Genomic DNA, 16,506 nt, shown 5'->3' with positions numbered 1-16,506 from the left:
AAAATGATAATTACAACGATAATAAGCGATTAGCTTGCAGTATGTGTTCATTTATTCCATACTTAGACTCAAAAAAGTTACATGGGTTTTTTATGCAAAAATGGTCGCCTACCTCTTGGCTCCAATATTCTTATTTACAAGCTGCAACTTACGCTGATGACGAACAGTTAAATAAAATTGTAGAACAATTGAGTCTTTTACCTCCGCTAGTTACCAGTAGCGAAGTAAAAAATTTGAAAAAAGAAATTGCACGTGCCGGACGTGGAGAAGCGTTTATTCTTCAAGGTGGTGACTGTGCTGAATCATTTAATGATTGCCGATCAGAAATCATCAGCAATAAATTAAAAATCATCTTACAAATGAGTTTAATTTTGTTGCATGGTTTGAGAAAACCCATTATTCGTGTGGGACGAATCGCTGGGCAATATGCAAAGCCACGTTCTTCAGATTATGAAACAATCGAGGGCGTTACTTTACCTAGTTATCGCGGTGATCTGGTTAACTCTCCAGAGTTTACTCTAGAAGCACGCGAACCTAACCCTAAATTATTGTTGCAAGCCTACAACTGTTCAGCCATCACCTTAAATTTCATTCGTAGTTTGCTCGACAGTGGTTTTGCTAGCCTTAACCATCCCCAACAGTGGGATTTAGGTTTTGTTGAACATTCAAAGCAAAAAGAAGAGTACCAAACGTTGGTTAAATCAATCGCTGATGCTTTAGACTTTTTAGATACTATTGGTGGAATACAATCTAGTAATCTGGCCAAAGTAGATTTTTATACCTCTCACGAAGCATTGCATTTGCACTATGAGCAAGCATTGACCCGTCAAATGGAAGACGGCTTATGGTATAACCTCTCTACTCATCTACCCTGGATTGGTATGCGTACGGCACAAATTGACAGCGCTCATTTGGAGTTTTTAAGGGGTGTAGAAAATCCTATTGGTATTAAAGTTGGACCAGGAGCTACTACAGAGTGGTTGGAAGAAGTATTACACAGAGCCAATCCTAAGCGTGAAGAAGGACGTCTTCTGTTATTCACGCGTCTAGGAGCAAAACACATCGATAAGTTACTGCCCCCGCTTATCGAAACGGTGAGAAAAACAGGAATTCCAGTGACCTGGTCTTGTGATCCCATGCATGGCAATACAGAGACAACATTAGATGGTATTAAGACCCGTCATTTTGATAACATCCTTTTAGAGCTGAAACAAGCTTTGGAAATTCATCGCAATATGGGCAGTTATCTAGGCGGCGTTCATTTTGAGCTAACAGGTGATAACGTCACTGAGTGTATTGGTGGTGCTCGCGGTTTATCAGCAGATGATTTAAAAAAAGCGTATCATAGCCTGGTTGATCCTCGACTAAACTATGAGCAATCAATAGAAATGGCCATTCAATTGAGTCGACAATTTAGGAACGAATAACTCTAGATGAATCGTGGAAAGTTTCGTTCCTACAAATTATATCGTTCTTGTTACTAATTATAAATTGGTTTAGCCCAGTCATCTTCCTCACAAGTGGTGCTCACCTTAGTTCTGTAGATATAAGAGGTATCAATCGCTTTCGTATAAAGATGTTCTTCAAATAAGTTCTCAGATGAACTCAGAATAAGCTCGTTGAGCAAATCTACTTTTGATGTTATACGATTCGCTTGTAAAAAATTCTCTACAAATTCCGGGTAGTGCTCAAATAGTTCTGAAAGGCTTTTATTAAAAGGATTATCACTACCACTGAATTGAGTATAAAATTTTAAATAGGCTTCAGTATAAGCACGTAAGGCAGTTTTCTCTTCTTTCTCATCTACTTCCTGAGTGTATTTTTTTCTTAAAAGTGAAACTAATTGGCCATAAAGCGTATCAAACGCTATTATTGCTTCCTGATTATCGGCAGATATTTTGAGATAAAAGGGGTTAACGAATTCTTTATTGTGAATCGTTATTTTTTTTATACTGCAAAAGGGTACAACTAACGCTATGTGCTCTTTTTCTCGTTCCATTCGAGCGGGGAAATTGAGCTGATTTTTATGATAAGTTGCATGAACATCGACAATATAATTAGAAAATAAAATAGGGTCGATGGTAATAAAGCTTCCACTTCCCCAATTTAATGCAACTTGAGAATCTTCTGACATACTCACCATATGAAAATCATTAGATAAGTTTGTTAATTTGTGCAATCTTATTTGCTCCATATCAATTACTTCAGGGAAGCTCTGACAAAAAACCCCTGTAAGTAGGGTCGGCATGAGAAAAATTACTGCGGGAAGATGATCATCGCCTCGATATAATGATTCGATTGCAGAGGAAGTTTTTACAACATTTGAAAACTGTACACCTGAAAACGATTTTATCGTGTTACTTGGAAAAAATGCTGGATATTTACTTTGCATAAGCTGTTTGATGGCAGGACAATATTGATCAATAATATACCATATTGATCAAAAAATTAAAACAACCATGAGTAAGCAATGTTTTTTGCTTACAAAACATAGAGCAATACCTCATTTATCATCCTCACTCAAAAAACTTCTTTTAAATTCATCATTTATTTCCACTAGTATTATTTTTATTTCTCATAGAAAATTGTTCTACCCTTAATGAGCATTTCCTTGACATGTAACTATTGCAATAAAGCAGGATCAATCCCGTAGTTTTCTGCCAAGATTAAATAAGTACTGCTGAGCGAATCAAAAGCGATGGAAAGTTGAATGTTTGTGTCACGTTGGCAAGCAAGGGCTCACCTGCAAAAAGCGCGGCGACTAATGCCGCAGCAGGTGAATACTCCAACTGTGAAACGCCAAAACAATCAGTAATAATAATCCAAGTAAAATCCCAAGGATTCCCATGAATTAAACTCCCTCAAGCAATACATCAAGATCAAGTGATGAACGTTGGCCGAGGTCATGCGTATGCTCCGTCAGAAAGGCTTCAGCAGCTCTTCGTCCTTCATCGCGTAGCATGAGCAAAAAGTCCCATTCTGCATTGAGCTTGGAGGAGTAACCAAGCTCGATCATCATGTCGCTGCTAACTCGGTGTATTCTCATGCCTGCCCATTTTGCGCCTTCGGAATCACCTGGATGTACTAATTGCCGTAATAAAGCAATCATGCGAAGTTCCTTAAGTAACACAGCATTGAATGAAACTTCATTCAGGCGGTTGAGGATATCTCGTGCAGACCGAGGAAAACCTGGTCTTGTTACTGGATTAATTTGCACTAAAATCGTATCTTGCGATTTACATTCTCGAACAAGCGGTGTAATTGTGGGATTTCCTGAATACCCACCGTCCCAATAGTGTTCTCCATCGATCTCAACTGCCTTGAAAATAATGGGTAGGCATGCCGATGCAAGAAGTACCTCAGGAGTAATTTCGTTATTACGAAATACTCTTCCTCTGCCAGTACTCACGTTGGTCGCAGTAACGAATAATTTAATTGAACTTTGTGGCAATCGTTTGAAATCAATGAGTTCCGCTAAAATATTGTGGAGAGGATTAACCCCAAATGGGTCAAGATCGTATGGGGAAAACAATCGAGACAAAACGTCCATGGTAATGAAAAAAGGAGAATGATCAAGCGACCATTGTCCAAGCATAATATCAAGTGGACTGCGTTGTAAGGGACTAAAGCGTGCTGCATCAGAAACACTCTTCCAGAACAATTCGAGCGAATTGCGAGCCCCTTGAGAACCACCTTTGATGTATCCATCAGCCAAAACTACAGCATTCATAGCACCTGCAGATGTACCCGAAATACCGTCAATTCGTAGCTTTTTTTCTTCTAAAAGACGGTCCAATACGCCCCATGTAAAAGCACCATGAGCACCACCCCCTTGTAGCGCTAAATCGATAAGAATTTCATCAGCTGTTTTTTTTGAGTGCGTCATAATGAGTGACATCCGTTTCTTTGGTTATAAGTAGTGAAATTTCCCCTCTCCCTCTTGTGGGAAAGGGGATTTCTTTTCAGGACTGCTCAAGCATTAAAAGTCATTTGATTGCAAACCATTATCACATAAACTGTTCCGTTGAACATAGAGTGGGGCAAAAAAATTCGGATCAGAATTTGGTTTTTACTCCACCGCCGTTGGCTCTCCCCACCCCATTATCCTTGGCTACATCGTTCAATCAACCCAAATGACTCATGAATTTGGCACTAGGTCTCATTCAATATGCAAGAAATTATATAAATCGAATCATCTACTTAAGAAACATAATGATCAAATATATTACTTAATGATTGCTTAATAATTCAGTTGTGTAATATAATTCCGCATCAATTAATATTTAAACAATTTGACATGGCTAACATAAAAGTACACGTTTTAAATTTTCATGGAATTTTCTCTCATATTGAAATCGTGCTCGAAAATACATCCACTGATCCTCATACTTATTATGGTGTTAATCGATGGGAGGGACCAAAGGAAAAATGGAGCTCTTATCCCAAACAAAACATAGAAGAAGCTAGCTCGGTCTATAGCTTTGATATTGAGGCAAATCCTGATGACATTGTTAAGAGATGGAAAGAGTATTGGCATAGAACATGGAAAGATGCCGGTATTTTAACTCAAAACTGTGCCGTAGCAGCACAGTGGTTTTTGACAGAATTTGCAGGCATTCCTAAACCTAGTTTATCCAATGTGAGTTGGAACCACCTTGCTTTTGGTATTGTTTGGCCCAGTTTTATCCCATGTCCTATAACCCTTCCGGGGCGGATCATGTCTAATGCTAAATTTCATATTGAAGCGAAGACTCACCCTGAAGTAGCAGAACAATACACACGCTTATTTTTATATACAAGCATGGCTCTCGCAACACTTTTTTTTGCAGCATCAGTTTTTGCACTTGTTGTTGCCGCTACAGTTCTAACTGGTGGCATTGCAGGAGTTGTCATAGCGGGATGTGCTGCTGTAGGCATTGCAAGTACCTATGCCTTTTTTAAAGCACATAATGTATTATCAGCACAAAATATAGCAGCTGAATCGAAGAAAACAGATGAGCAATTCCCAATAATGCAAGATGAACCGGGTTTCGCTAAGGCTTAATGACCTTTAATGGACCTCTATCGAGGCACACTTTTTTATGCAATCGCTGAACCAGATACCGTTGCGCCTCGAATAATGGCCATGCGGTAAGAAATCGGCGTTTGCTTAAATAGAGATTATATTTTAATTTTTGTATAATGTATAAATGAGGACGACCTCATCCATCAAGGTTTCAATTCTGGACGACCAGACCATTACATTGGAGACTTGTATGGACTGGTTATTTTTGTTTTTTGCCGGAATCCTAGAGATTGTATGGGCTTACTTTATGAAACAATCTATAGGCTTCACAAAAATCATTCCCTCAACTCTTACAATCCTCGCCATGGCCGCTAGTTTTACACTTTTATCTATCTCAATGAAAAGCATTCCTTTAGGAACAGCATATATTATCTGGACAGGAATAGGCGCTGTAGGAGCTTTTTTATTAGGTGTTTTTTTTATGGGAGAAGCAGCAAATGCAGTAAGATTTACTGCTGCACTACTAATTATTTCAGGATTGATATTGATAAAGTTATCATCTTAATTAAATAAGCTGGATACCGATTCTAAAAATCGCTCGTTATATAAGGACATGAATATGAAATTAGCTCGTTTAATGAGTCAAATAGGTTTAGGTTTAACTACTTTTTGTTTGATTGCTGCGACTCATGCTGACATCCCGTTATGGAGTTTTAGCCCTGATACAGGTTTCCCCCCTCAATTGAAGGTAAGTTCAATAGGAACTGCTACTGTAAAATACAAGATAACTAATAACTCAAAAAAAGCGCACCAATTAGTCATCAAGTCCATAACCGGTATTAATCAAGCAGAACCGTGTTTGGTTGGACCGAAGGGCAAAGGAAATGACACGTGCTCGCTCACCTTAACTGTCGAAGGCAGCGCATTATCCACAAATGGTTTATCAGGTGGTCCTAGCCTCTGTCAGGCCAATCCCGATGGGACACCAAACCTCAATCAATGTTATCAGCCGGGCAAGGAGGATAGTTTATCGATTACTTTAATCAAAATAAAATCTCCGATTAATGGTTTGATTAATATGGGAGATATTTCCTTTTATAATAATCCCCATATTTTACCTGTAAATGATCCCTCAATAATAGAGCCTTATGGCGCTTCGTTTACTGCAATGGTGATTAATGTAACATGGGAGCAACTACAACCCAATGGACCAGGGTCTTTAGTGGAAAATAATGCAATTGATCAAGCCTTGGAAGCAATCCAATCTTATAATCAAGCTCATCCAAAAACTCTACTTACCGCAAAACTTAGGGTTTGGGGTGGATTTACTGCACCTCTTTGGGCAAAAGCGATAAATGGCGGCCCTATTTCTATTGATGCTACGAATAATGGAAAGCACCAGCAGGGAACCATTGGTTTATTCTGGACCACTGAATACATTTCTGCTTGGAGAAATTTACAATCATTGTTGGCTGCACGCTATAATTCTAATCCGCTCATTAGCGAAGTTGCTATTACTTCTTGTGCTTCAGAAACGGATGAACCTTTTGTTTCCTGGCTAGACTCACCCACAATTAGCAACCTTCAAAGTTTTGGATATACAGACGCACAACAAGAAGCATGTTTGAGTGGTGCAATTGATGATTACATTGCGTGGACTAACACTATGGTGGATTATACATTTAGCTTGTTTCATGAAACAGATGGTGGCAAAATCCAACAAGATCCTGCTTTTACGATTCAGGTGATGCAGCAATGCCAGGCATCCTTCAAGTGTATATTAAGTAATCATGCCTTAAATTCACCTTTGCCTTCCGCAGATTCTTTTGTCTATGCAGAAATACAAAATCTTTATTCCATAAACCCCAAAACAACGTTTGTTGATTTTCAAACAGCATCCCCCATGTCACCATTAAATTGGTGCAGTGCTATTGTTAATGGGACAACTTATCATGCCAGATCAATTGAACTGTGGCCTGACTTTGGTGGATTTACAACGCTCTCATCTAATGCGGTCGCTAATTTAGCTGATGCATTTAAAAATGGTACGCCACCTAATCCTGCTCTTTGTCCTTAGAAGGAGACTACCAAAAGCCGGGGCGTTGCTCAAAAACTTAATGGCAGTGCGTCCCGGAGTGTCTAGAAATAATTTTTCTACTTTTAATTATCTCAGTCGAGGGTTTCCCTCTCGATTTACTTAATCATAGCAATAAATTGATCAATTTCACTTTCTTTAGTATCAAAAGAAGTCATTAATCGCACTTCGGATAGAGATTCATTCCAATAATAAAAAGAAAAATGCTGCTGCAATTTATTAATTAACTCGCCTGGCATGATGGCAAAAATAGCATTTGCCTGCACTGTTTGCGTTAATGTGACGGAGGATATTGTCTTTAATTTATTTGCAAAATAAGCGGCCATCTTGTTTGCATGTGTGGCATTGCGTTTCCATAAATCATTAGAAAATAAGGCATGAAATTGTGCCGATATAAAACGCATCTTTGAAGCAAGTTGCATCCCTTGTTTTCGGATATATAAAAAATCATCGGCTAGTTTTTTATTAAAAAACACCACTGCTTCACCTAACATCAAGCCATTTTTCGTCCCGCCAAATGATAAAACATCAACGCCAATTTCTTTAGTAAAAGTGCGTAACTCTTTTTGCAAGCTCACGGCTGCATTAGCAATTCGAGCACCATCCATATGTAAATATAAATGATGTTGGTGCGCAAAATCGGCAATCGCTTTAATTTCATCAACTGAATACACTGTGCCACACTCTGTACTTTGACTAATCGAAATCACACCTGGCTGAACGTGGTGTTGATCACCTACGCGATGCAAATATTTTTCTAATTCAGCAACCGACAATTTGCCATTTTTCGTAGGCATCAATAATAATTTTGAACCCGAAAATTTTTCTGGCGCACCACATTCATCAACTTGAATATGAGCTGTCTCAGGACAAATCACCGCATGGAAACTACGATTCATCGCAGATAACGATAATACATTTGCTGCTGTGCCATTAAACACAAAGAAAACCTCAATATCATCACCCAATTGTTCACGAAATTTTAGTATCGCTTTTGCTGTGAACTCATCATTTCCATAAGCAACCGCAGGGCCTTGGTTCGCATCATGAATGGCTTGCAAAATTTCTGGATGAATACCAGCATAATTATCGCTGGCGAAATTTATCTTTGACATAATGATCTCTTCTTTTGAATTTTTTGTAATGAAGTTGCATCATTATAGCGTTAAAAAAAGCGACACAGCAAAAGACAAAGACTATAAATACTTCGTCGGGCCCGACCTTGTTGAGGCAAAGGCTCCAAAAGGAGCCTATATGAGCTTTGAAGCAAGCTTAGTATTTTGTCCTTAATCCCATCCTGTGCTTAAGCTGGATGTTTTGGTAGTAGTTTGACTTTCTGCCTCATCATGAGGCTTAAAAAAAGATGTTGTAGCTCTTCTTAGCTTCCTTGTCTCACTATCTTTTATCTCTTCTGGGAGCATAAAGGAATTATTTTTTTTAAGAACAGGCCTACTCTGATCTGCTGTTTTTCTTCTGAAGAATCGTTCCAATAGGTTAGGTGTTTTTTCTTTGATTGGCATTTGCTGCATCGTAGGCCGATGGGTTAGACGCGGGGATGGGGGTGGGCTGTATGCTGATGGTTCTGAAATGGTTTCAGTTCGCTCTCGGCTTGTATTATTATCAAGCAGTAGTTCGCTCTTCTCAGATTGATCATATAATTTTATGCTGTCCTTTTTGGTATCGCATAAAATCAATAAGTCTTTACACTTTTTCTTGATAACTTTATTTTCTATAGTACTTAACAATTTTATCGTACTTAAATATTCTGGGAAATTAACAATATTAATGCGTTGTGTCAGATTATTTTTAATATCCTCTAATATTCCTCTTGCTATACCTTCAATTACCAATTTACCCTGCGGTGAAGTATCATCCATTAATTTAGTAACAAAAACCCGCAGCACATTTTGTAGTTTTTTTTCATTCTGCTCTTCACCAAGATTTCGGTAGCCTTTTCCTTGTCTTGCACTATTAATGTTAGCTGCTAAATTACCTATGGCCTCTTCTTTCTTTTTTGACTCTTTCATTTGTCCCATTTGGGTGCTTTGAGTTTCTAAGCTCCTTTCCAGAGTTCTCATCTCATCATTAAAATCAAAATAGATCGTTCCACGTTCTGGATTATGCTCTGAGCCTAAAAAATGTTCGAGAGTATTCCAGGAATTATTAATTATCGTAGCAAACACAGCTATTTTAGCAGTCAAGAGGTTTCTTCTTACTAATTGTTCTGCACGCTCAGATTCAGTGGATGCACGTGCGAAATCATCAGTAACTTTATTGCCTTGTTTGCTTAGCCAACTTTGTTGTATTCTATAAATAATGGTACTGGCGATTTGATCATGTACCTTTTGGATTTCTTTGCTTATCTCTTCTTCTGCGGCCCCGTCATTTTCGGACTTAACCCTCTTTACTATTAATTGAACTTGCTGTTCCCAGAAGCTACGCCATGCTTCACTCTCTTCAATAGGCTCAAAAAAATGTTTGTAAAATGTTGCTTTGGTATGACTTAGGTTCGTTTCATTTACCCGAGGCTTCCATTGATCGAAGTGTTCGCCAAAGGATTCGAGTACTTCGTCCACACATAGTATTTCTAATAGCTCTTTAGGTTCTTTTATCTGAACATTTCCCAGCGACGGTGTAAAAAATAACCTTCCATTTACTTTATTTAACAATTCACCTACATCTTTACCACCTACTGGTGCGTTTTTCAGGGCATCCAATACGCTCTCTAAATATTCGACTATCATCCCAGCAGCATTTTTCATTACAAGCCCCTCGCTTTTTGTTCATGTTGTTATATAGTTGGCGCCATAGTATCATTTTATTTCAGCAAAAGGCAGCTGCCCTGAATATAATCAAGTGTTTCCACTATATAAAATGAATTTGAAGAAGAGTATCTGAAATGCGGGCGTCTTGAGAGCATAGTTTTTTGCGGGTACAGTACGAAAGTTGCTCGCGTGACCGAACTATTGTTATCCATTATTAACCATTACTGATTTTAATACTTTGCTTGTGTCTTGATTGTTTAATAGTTCATATAAGCATTGTTGCGCATCGTAACGTATAAAGGTATCTACACATCTCATGCCTACTTTCTCTAATAAATAGCACGATCTAGAATTAGCTTCTTGAGTAATAGCAATTATTTTCCCAATATTTAAATGTACAAAGCCATAATTCAGACTTGCAGTTATCGCTTCATAAGCAAATCCTTGTCCCCACCACTTCGGAAAAAACATATATGAAATTTCTATTCCTTCATCTGAATGATGAAGCCCACAAATGCCAATTATTTGTGTCGTATTTTTTCTAAGAACAGTACATAGACCAAATCCCGTACTATGCCAATGATTCTGTATGGAATTAATTCGTTCATTAATAATATTATCATTAACGACTCCACCAAGGTGCTTTCGTACAGTCTCATTTTTCCATAAGTTTGCAAGGGATAAAAAATCCAATTGATTCGGTTTTCTGAGCATTAATCTTGCTGTTTCAATAGATATAAAATGATGCATGTCACTCACACCGCAGCCTGAGCAAAGCGAAACTCAGGCTACAACTGATATTAATTTTGATGATAATAGGGGCTAAATTCATGAACTGCCTCAATCATCGCCGCGACATGCTCAGGCGGGACGTCAGGAGTAACACCGTGACCGAGGTTGAACACATGTCCTGAGCCGGATCCAAAGGATGCCAATACCTTTTTCACTTGCTCTTGGATACATTGTCTTGAGGTTAATAATACTGAGGGGTCAAGATTTCCTTGTAATGCAACCTTATCACCGACTCTTCTTCGTGCCTCTCCTATATCACAGGTCCAATCGATTCCTAATGCATCACACCCCGAAATAAGCATTTTTTCTAGCCATTGTCCGCCCCCTTTAGTAAATAAAATAACAGGGATTTCAGGATAATTGACTTTTATTTGGTGTACGATGTTTTGCATATACTGGAGAGAAAAATTTTGATAATTCTCTGGGGTTAAAATTCCACCCCATGTATCAAAAAGCATGACTGAATTAACACCCGCTTTGATTTGCTCCATCAGATAATTTGCAACTGATGTTGCTAACTTATTCAGCAAAACATGTGCAGCCTCACTTTCAGTGTAGATTAAATGTAAAATACGTTTAAATTCTCTCGTACTTCTCCCTTCAACCATATAACACGCTAAAGTCCATGGACTGCCTGCAAAACCGATTAGAGGAAGCTCTTTGGGCATTTCTTGGCGGATTAAGCGTACAGCGTTCATTACATAAGCCAAAGAGTCTGGTTCCGGAATTTGCAAGTTGGCAATTGTTTGGATATCTTGTACCGGATGTCGAAAACAAGGTCCTTCACCTTCGGCAAAATATAAACCAAGCCCCATCGCATCAGGAATTGTCAAAATATCAGAAAATAAAATGGCTGCATCCAGTGCATAACGGCGCAAAGGCTGTAATGTCACCTCACAAGCAAGCTCGGGATTCTTGCAAAGGCTTAAAAAATCACCTGCCTGTTCTCTAGTCTTGCGATATTCTGGAAGATAACGCCCAGCTTGACGCATCATCCATACTGGGGTTCGTTCCACAGGTTGTCGTCTTAAAGCGCGTAGGAACAAAGATTGATTCAAATCATACATCATATTATCCCAACATAATCAAAATGCTTTAATGCTAACATATTTACACTCTAAGTAATGCAAGAATTGTAGTTGAATTGACTCGGAACGGACTTGGAAACATAATCTGTACCATTTTATTATCAATTAGAGTTGATTATGGGATTAGTTAAAAATTTGTCACAATCGATTGGAGCAGGATACCCTAAGAACACAGGCAGATTAAAACAAGTGCTTGGGAATTCTGAAACACCCCCAATAAAAGTTGCTTTTACGGGCGATTCTACGGTAGATAACGGACGCTGGGTAGATGGAAGCAAATCTTATGGAGAGAAATCAAATACAGTAACTCATCAAACCGCAGAAGCGCTAGCTCATACACCAGGATCTTACTTTATAGGTAATTTTGCTGTTGATGGCGCGACTACCGATGATTTATTGTCTTATTGTTCGTTGGGTAAAGTTCTAACCGATGAAGACCATATACGCTCTAATTCTGTACATCAGCTCAAGGCAGTTACGGCATGGAAACCAGATGTTGTCGTGTTAAGCGTAGGGGGGAATAATTATAGAGAAGCTCTAGCGGATACTTTAATGGAGGAAATGAATTATCCCCAACTTCTTTTAAGAATTACTCCAGAAGATGCAAAACCAGCCATTCACTTAGCGTTTGAACAAGTAAAAGCAAATATACTAAAAGATTACAAAAAAATTATCGATGAATTAATTGACAAGAATCCTCAACTTAGTCGTATTGTTCTCTTGTCGCAATATTATCCTTCGATTACACAATTAACTCCTTATTTTATTTATACCGGATTTTCGCACTTAGCACGGGCTGAAGGAAAAGGACGCGCTCCTTTTGCTGTAGTTGAAGAAACCATGAATGAGCTTTATAGGGATATCCTAGCCTATGCAGCGACTCAAGAAAAAGAGATAGTTTTTGTTGATACAACCTCTTCATTAAATCCTTTAGGTGGAAAACATGCTTTTCAGATTGAACCCAATGAACAAGGCTCTGGGATCATGGGGCGATTAATTGCCAGCGCGATTGAGTATCAATTTCCAGGGACTAAATCCGAACACGATGAACAATTCATTCCTAGAATTTATTTGAGCGCCGATGAGAAGCAGATCCAAGCGCAGGTTTTAAATAAAAAAGATATAGAAGCATTTCGCGTCAAAAGTATAGGACAATTTATAAGTGACAATCGATATCGCCATTTACGATTATTATTTTCTCCCTCTTCCAGCTTAACCGTACGTTTTGAAAGCGCTTATCATGCAATTACAGGAAAACAATTTGATGATGAATATACAGGCTTACCTGCTTTTGGCTTGTTGGATCTGACTTTAGTACCCGTTATGGCTACTTATTTATGGCGTGTAGCAGTAAATGAAAACGTTCATACCTCACTTAGAGCAATAGCGGGTAGCGTGGCTGCACCTATTTTATTAAGTAAGACGGTTCTTGGCTTATCATTAATGCTGGCACTTTCATTACCGCTACTGGGATACGATAAAGCAGTGCACTGTATTGCAAAACAGAATACTGAAGGTCAAGAAGAGAATTCTGAGTCTAATAAACTAGAGGTGTAAATGATTGTAGCTTGGGTGAAGCGCAGCGGAACCCGGGTTTATATGTAAAAATCCCGGGTTCCGCTGCGCTTTACCCAGACTAGAATACTGCAAATGCATCTGGTTTTAACACTCTATACACAATGATAATTATTTAGATAAAATCACAGGTAAATCACTTTTGGACTAGGAACATCATTGGATACCTTAAATATCAAAGCCCTTAATGTAAATACCAAAATTGGTGTTTATGCATGGGAGCAATGCATTAATCAACAATTATTAATTGATATCAGTATTGATACTAATTTCAGTGACTGTCAGGAAGATTTGACCAAGACCATAGACTATGAAGCGCTATGTAAAAGTGTCACCCTTTATGTAGAATCAAAATCATTTCAACTCATTGAAACCGTTGCCAATGAAGTTGCAGATTTAATTAAAAAACAATTTAAAGTGTCTCAAATTACAGTGGGGATTAGCAAACCTCGCGCAATCAAAAATGCAGAAAACATTCAGGTTGTTGTGCGACGTTGAAAAACGTCTTGGGGAACCCTTCATAGCCAACGATCACAACATCAATTGTAGCCTGGGTGAAGCGCAGCGGAACCCAGGTTCTGAGAGCATGATTCTTTATCCGAATCCCGGGTTACGGCTTCGCCTTCACCCAGGCTACACAAAAAAACCTATCCACCACTAGTAATCATGCCATTTAGACGTTCATTTTTGGCCAAAGTTACCTGAGCCTGTTGCGCAAGTACCCGATTAGAATATGGACCTACTACCACCCGGAACCAATTACCTTTTACAGGATGGCTTACCGGAATTATGTATGCGCCAAACCCTTTTAGAATCAATGAGCCTTTCATTTGTTCTGCATCTTTACGTGCTTTAAAAGAAGCCACTTGCACTAAAAATTTTCCTCTTGCAGTTGAAGAAGCATCAGATTTTGGTGGTGTTTGTGGTGCTTTAGCAACATTTTGTTTCACTGGTGCCGCTGTTGAGGGTGCCGTATTTGAAATACTACCTGATGCAGTTTTTAGGGTTGCTGCAGATACTGCCGTAGCCGAGGTTGCAGATGCAGGAGTATTTGATGAAGTGGGTTGAGCTGAAGCTGTAGGGTTAGCATTTGATTGTGAATTAGGAACTTTTTCATTAGTCAGTAGCGTGTAAAATTCAAATTTTGGTTTAGGTGGAATTGCTGCTTGTTGTGCTTCCGATTTGGCAGGTTCCTTTTTTATTTCATGATGAGCCAAAACCTGGGTATTTACCCAGCTGCTTAACTTGTCAAAATCAAAAAAAGAAGCGGTCAAATAACCTAATAGAAAAGCAAAAGTAATTACTAGAAACTGGTGCGGTGTACTACCGCGCGACCGTGAAGAACGCCTATTACCATATTCTTTTGTCATCACATACTCTCAGGAGCTGATACGCCCAATAAGTCCAAACCATTCTTTAATACCTGTCGCACCGCTTCGAGCAAACAAAGACGAGCACATCGCAATTGCTCTTGTTCACACAATAGTGGAACAGCATTATAATAACTATGCAAGCCATTGGCTACTTCACGTAAATAATAAGCCACTTGATGTGGTTCACAATGGGCAGCTGCTAATTCTACAATCTCGGGATAACGACCAATTAAAGAAATCAGATGAGTTTCATGAGATTGCTCTAACAAATCAATATGTTTTAGACCAAGTGCCTTATCCCAAGATAAACCTCTTTCCTTTAATTGTCTTAACACCGAGCATATTCTTGCATGAGCATACTGTATATAATAAATCGGATTATCACTGGACTCTGACTTTGCTAAGTCTAAATCGAAATCCATATGTTGTTCTGACTTACGGGCCACGTAAAAGAAACGCGCCGCATCATTACCTACCTCATGACGCAACTCTCTTAAGGTAACAAAAGAACCACTGCGTGTAGACATTTGTACGCGCTCAGAACCACGATATAAAATAGCAAATTGCACCAGTAAAACATCAAGCGCACTTTCATCATGTCCCAAAGCACCTACCACCGCACGTAAGCGAGTGATGTAACCATGATGATCTGCACCAAAAATATCAATTACTCGATCATAACCCCTATCATATTTATTCCAATGATAAGCCACATCGGACGCAAAATAAGTAGTATGGCCATTAGCACGCACCAGCACGCGATCTTTTTCATCACCAAAATCAGTAGCTCTAAACCAGAGTGCGCCTTCTTTTTCAAAAGTATGACCGCTGTCCTTAAGCGCTTGAATACCTTTTTGAATGGAACCATCTTCAAAGAGAGACTGCTCGGAAAACCAACTATCGTACTTCACGCCAAATTCGGCGAGGTCATCCTTAATATCATCAAGAACAGTATTTAATGCATGTTGATGAAACAGAGCAAAGACATCCATACCCAATAGTTGTTTTGCACGAGCAACCAAAGCATCAATATAAACCTCTTTGTCTCCACCATGAGGCTCATCAAGTGGTAAACCTTCAATTACAGTAGTCCATGGATGCACGTATTCTTTACCGTGCTCTGCCAAAAATTCTTGAGCTATTTCGGAAACATAATCCCCTTTATACGCATTAGCAGGAATCACAACAGCTTCACCAGCAAGCTCCAGATAGCGCAGCCACACACTGACAGCAAGAATGTTCATTTGCCGTCCAGCATCATTCACATAATATTCTAAAGTAACATCGTAACCCGCAGCCTTTAAAACATTTCCTAAAGTGGCTCCAAAAGCAGCCCCTCTTCCATGCCCTACATGCAAAGGACCTGTTGGGTTAGCAGAAACAAACTCAATTAATACTTTTTGATTTTGGCCAATAGTACTTCGTCCAAAACGCTCACCTTTATCTAATATTTCACCAATAATTTGTGAACGAGAACTGTTGCGTATAAAAAAATTAATAAACCCTGCCCCAGCAATTTCTACTTTTTCCACGGCAGGATCAACCGGCATAGCCTGAACTAAAAGTTCTGCTATTTTGCGTGGTGCCTGACGACATGGTTTTGCTAAAACTAAGGCCAAATTACTGGCATAATCACCATGAGCGGAGTCTTTTGTACGATCAACCTTAATCTCAATATCTAAACCTGAGGGTATTTCGCCCGATTTTTGTAATGACATTAAAGCGTGTTTTAAAAGCTGCTCGACAGTATGTTTCATGCTACTCAGTTTTCCATCAAAAAATGATGTTATTATGCGCTTTTTTGCACCATATG

The 16,506-nt window shown here is 38.9% G+C and carries 14 protein-coding genes; 6 read left to right on the top strand and 8 right to left on the bottom strand.

All coding sequences use genetic code 11. From position 1 onward, the window contains the following. Nucleotides 1-92 precede the first annotated feature (92 nt). Entirely contained in the window at nt 93-1,427 is a 1,335-nt protein-coding gene (locus Lstg_RS08805; RefSeq protein WP_058477296.1) for a 3-deoxy-7-phosphoheptulonate synthase class II, read from the top strand. A 53-nt stretch (nt 1,428-1,480) separates the two neighbouring features. Here the strand turns inward: Lstg_RS08805 and lart1 are convergent, their stop codons facing one another. Next, nucleotides 1,481-2,392 carry an NAD(+)--arginine ADP-ribosyltransferase Lart1 gene (gene lart1, locus Lstg_RS08800; protein WP_058477295.1) on the bottom strand — a complete coding sequence of 304 codons (912 nt, stop codon included), beginning with the start codon at nt 2,390-2,392 and terminating at the stop codon, nt 1,481-1,483. A gap of 459 nt (nt 2,393-2,851) precedes the next feature. Continuing rightward, complete coding sequence (locus tag Lstg_RS08795) at nt 2,852-3,886, bottom strand: patatin-like phospholipase family protein (protein ID WP_058477677.1); 1,035 nt, start codon at nt 3,884-3,886, stop codon at nt 2,852-2,854. Nucleotides 3,887-4,297: 411 nt separating this feature from the next. On the opposite strand from Lstg_RS08795, the gene Lstg_RS08790 reads away from it, so the two are divergent. The 3 genes from Lstg_RS08790 (at nt 4,298) to Lstg_RS08780 (ending at nt 7,082) form a co-directional block, all read left to right on the top strand. Beyond that, the gene (locus Lstg_RS08790) at nt 4,298-5,044 is read left to right on the top strand and encodes a hypothetical protein (RefSeq protein WP_058477294.1); all 747 of its coding nucleotides are present in this window, start codon (nt 4,298-4,300) and stop codon (nt 5,042-5,044) included. 211 nt (nt 5,045-5,255) lie between these two features. Further along, nucleotides 5,256-5,570: a DMT family transporter gene (locus Lstg_RS08785; RefSeq protein ID WP_058477293.1), complete on the top strand. Its 315-nt coding sequence runs from the start codon at nt 5,256-5,258 to the stop codon at nt 5,568-5,570. 54 nt (nt 5,571-5,624) lie between these two features. After that, nucleotides 5,625-7,082: a hypothetical protein gene (locus Lstg_RS08780; protein ID WP_058477292.1), complete on the top strand. Its 1,458-nt coding sequence runs from the start codon at nt 5,625-5,627 to the stop codon at nt 7,080-7,082. Nucleotides 7,083-7,198: 116 nt separating this feature from the next. On the opposite strand, the gene Lstg_RS08775 is transcribed toward Lstg_RS08780, so the two are convergent. From Lstg_RS08775 to hemE, 4 genes are all read right to left on the bottom strand, one after another. Continuing rightward, a complete protein-coding gene (locus Lstg_RS08775) occupies nt 7,199-8,215 on the bottom strand; it encodes a threonine aldolase family protein (protein WP_058477291.1) in 1,017 nt (338 codons plus the stop codon). A 171-nt stretch (nt 8,216-8,386) separates the two neighbouring features. After that, on the bottom strand, nt 8,387-9,862 hold the full coding sequence (locus Lstg_RS08770) for a hypothetical protein (protein ID WP_058477290.1): 1,476 nt from the start codon (nt 9,860-9,862) through the stop codon (nt 8,387-8,389). 207 nt (nt 9,863-10,069) lie between these two features. Beyond that, nucleotides 10,070-10,615: a GNAT family N-acetyltransferase gene (locus Lstg_RS08765; protein WP_058477289.1), complete on the bottom strand. Its 546-nt coding sequence runs from the start codon at nt 10,613-10,615 to the stop codon at nt 10,070-10,072. A 50-nt stretch (nt 10,616-10,665) separates the two neighbouring features. Continuing rightward, nucleotides 10,666-11,724, bottom strand: coding sequence for a uroporphyrinogen decarboxylase (gene hemE, locus Lstg_RS08760; protein WP_058477288.1), 1,059 nt, complete (start codon nt 11,722-11,724; stop codon nt 10,666-10,668). Nucleotides 11,725-11,862: 138 nt separating this feature from the next. Here hemE and Lstg_RS08755 point away from each other — a divergent pair, with 138 nt between their 5' ends. Together Lstg_RS08755 and folB are read left to right on the top strand one after the other, a co-directional pair. Continuing rightward, the gene (locus Lstg_RS08755) at nt 11,863-13,302 is read left to right on the top strand and encodes an SGNH/GDSL hydrolase family protein (RefSeq protein WP_058477287.1); all 1,440 of its coding nucleotides are present in this window, start codon (nt 11,863-11,865) and stop codon (nt 13,300-13,302) included. Between the two features lie 177 nt (nt 13,303-13,479). Next, nucleotides 13,480-13,818, top strand: coding sequence for a dihydroneopterin aldolase (gene folB, locus Lstg_RS08750; protein ID WP_058477286.1), 339 nt, complete (start codon nt 13,480-13,482; stop codon nt 13,816-13,818). A gap of 149 nt (nt 13,819-13,967) precedes the next feature. Here the strand turns inward: folB and Lstg_RS08745 are convergent, their stop codons facing one another. Both Lstg_RS08745 and argS read right to left on the bottom strand, forming a co-directional pair. After that, the gene (locus tag Lstg_RS08745) at nt 13,968-14,690 is read right to left on the bottom strand and encodes an SPOR domain-containing protein (RefSeq protein WP_058477285.1); all 723 of its coding nucleotides are present in this window, start codon (nt 14,688-14,690) and stop codon (nt 13,968-13,970) included. Continuing rightward, nucleotides 14,690-16,450 (bottom strand): arginine--tRNA ligase, encoded by a 1,761-nt coding sequence (gene argS / locus Lstg_RS08740; protein WP_058477284.1) that lies wholly within the window; start codon nt 16,448-16,450, stop codon nt 14,690-14,692. The genes Lstg_RS08745 and argS overlap by 1 nt, the downstream gene beginning before the upstream one ends. Between the last annotated feature and the right edge of the window lie 56 nt (nt 16,451-16,506).

Origin of the sequence: Legionella steigerwaltii, from assembly GCF_001468065.1 — a bacterium.
Classification (GTDB): domain Bacteria; phylum Pseudomonadota; class Gammaproteobacteria; order Legionellales; family Legionellaceae; genus Legionella; species Legionella steigerwaltii.
This window is presented reverse-complemented; position numbering and strand designations above follow the sequence as displayed.

Coding starts and splice junctions, on each gene's coding strand:
- Lstg_RS08795 (WP_058477677.1), bottom strand. CDS start 3,886: ATGACGCACTCAAAAAAAACAGCTGATGAAATTCTTATCGATTTAGCG.
- Lstg_RS08765 (WP_058477289.1), bottom strand. CDS start 10,615: ATGCATCATTTTATATCTATTGAAACAGCAAGATTAATGCTCAGAAAA.
- argS (WP_058477284.1), bottom strand. CDS start 16,450: ATGAAACATACTGTCGAGCAGCTTTTAAAACACGCTTTAATGTCATTA.
- Lstg_RS08775 (WP_058477291.1), bottom strand. CDS start 8,215: ATGTCAAAGATAAATTTCGCCAGCGATAATTATGCTGGTATTCATCCA.
- Lstg_RS08790 (WP_058477294.1), top strand. CDS start 4,298: ATGGCTAACATAAAAGTACACGTTTTAAATTTTCATGGAATTTTCTCT.
- Lstg_RS08785 (WP_058477293.1), top strand. CDS start 5,256: ATGGACTGGTTATTTTTGTTTTTTGCCGGAATCCTAGAGATTGTATGG.
- Lstg_RS08805 (WP_058477296.1), top strand. CDS start 93: ATGCAAAAATGGTCGCCTACCTCTTGGCTCCAATATTCTTATTTACAA.
- lart1 (WP_058477295.1), bottom strand. CDS start 2,392: ATGCAAAGTAAATATCCAGCATTTTTTCCAAGTAACACGATAAAATCG.
- Lstg_RS08780 (WP_058477292.1), top strand. CDS start 5,625: ATGAAATTAGCTCGTTTAATGAGTCAAATAGGTTTAGGTTTAACTACT.
- Lstg_RS08745 (WP_058477285.1), bottom strand. CDS start 14,690: ATGACAAAAGAATATGGTAATAGGCGTTCTTCACGGTCGCGCGGTAGT.
- Lstg_RS08770 (WP_058477290.1), bottom strand. CDS start 9,862: ATGAAAAATGCTGCTGGGATGATAGTCGAATATTTAGAGAGCGTATTG.
- Lstg_RS08755 (WP_058477287.1), top strand. CDS start 11,863: ATGGGATTAGTTAAAAATTTGTCACAATCGATTGGAGCAGGATACCCT.
- hemE (WP_058477288.1), bottom strand. CDS start 11,724: ATGTATGATTTGAATCAATCTTTGTTCCTACGCGCTTTAAGACGACAA.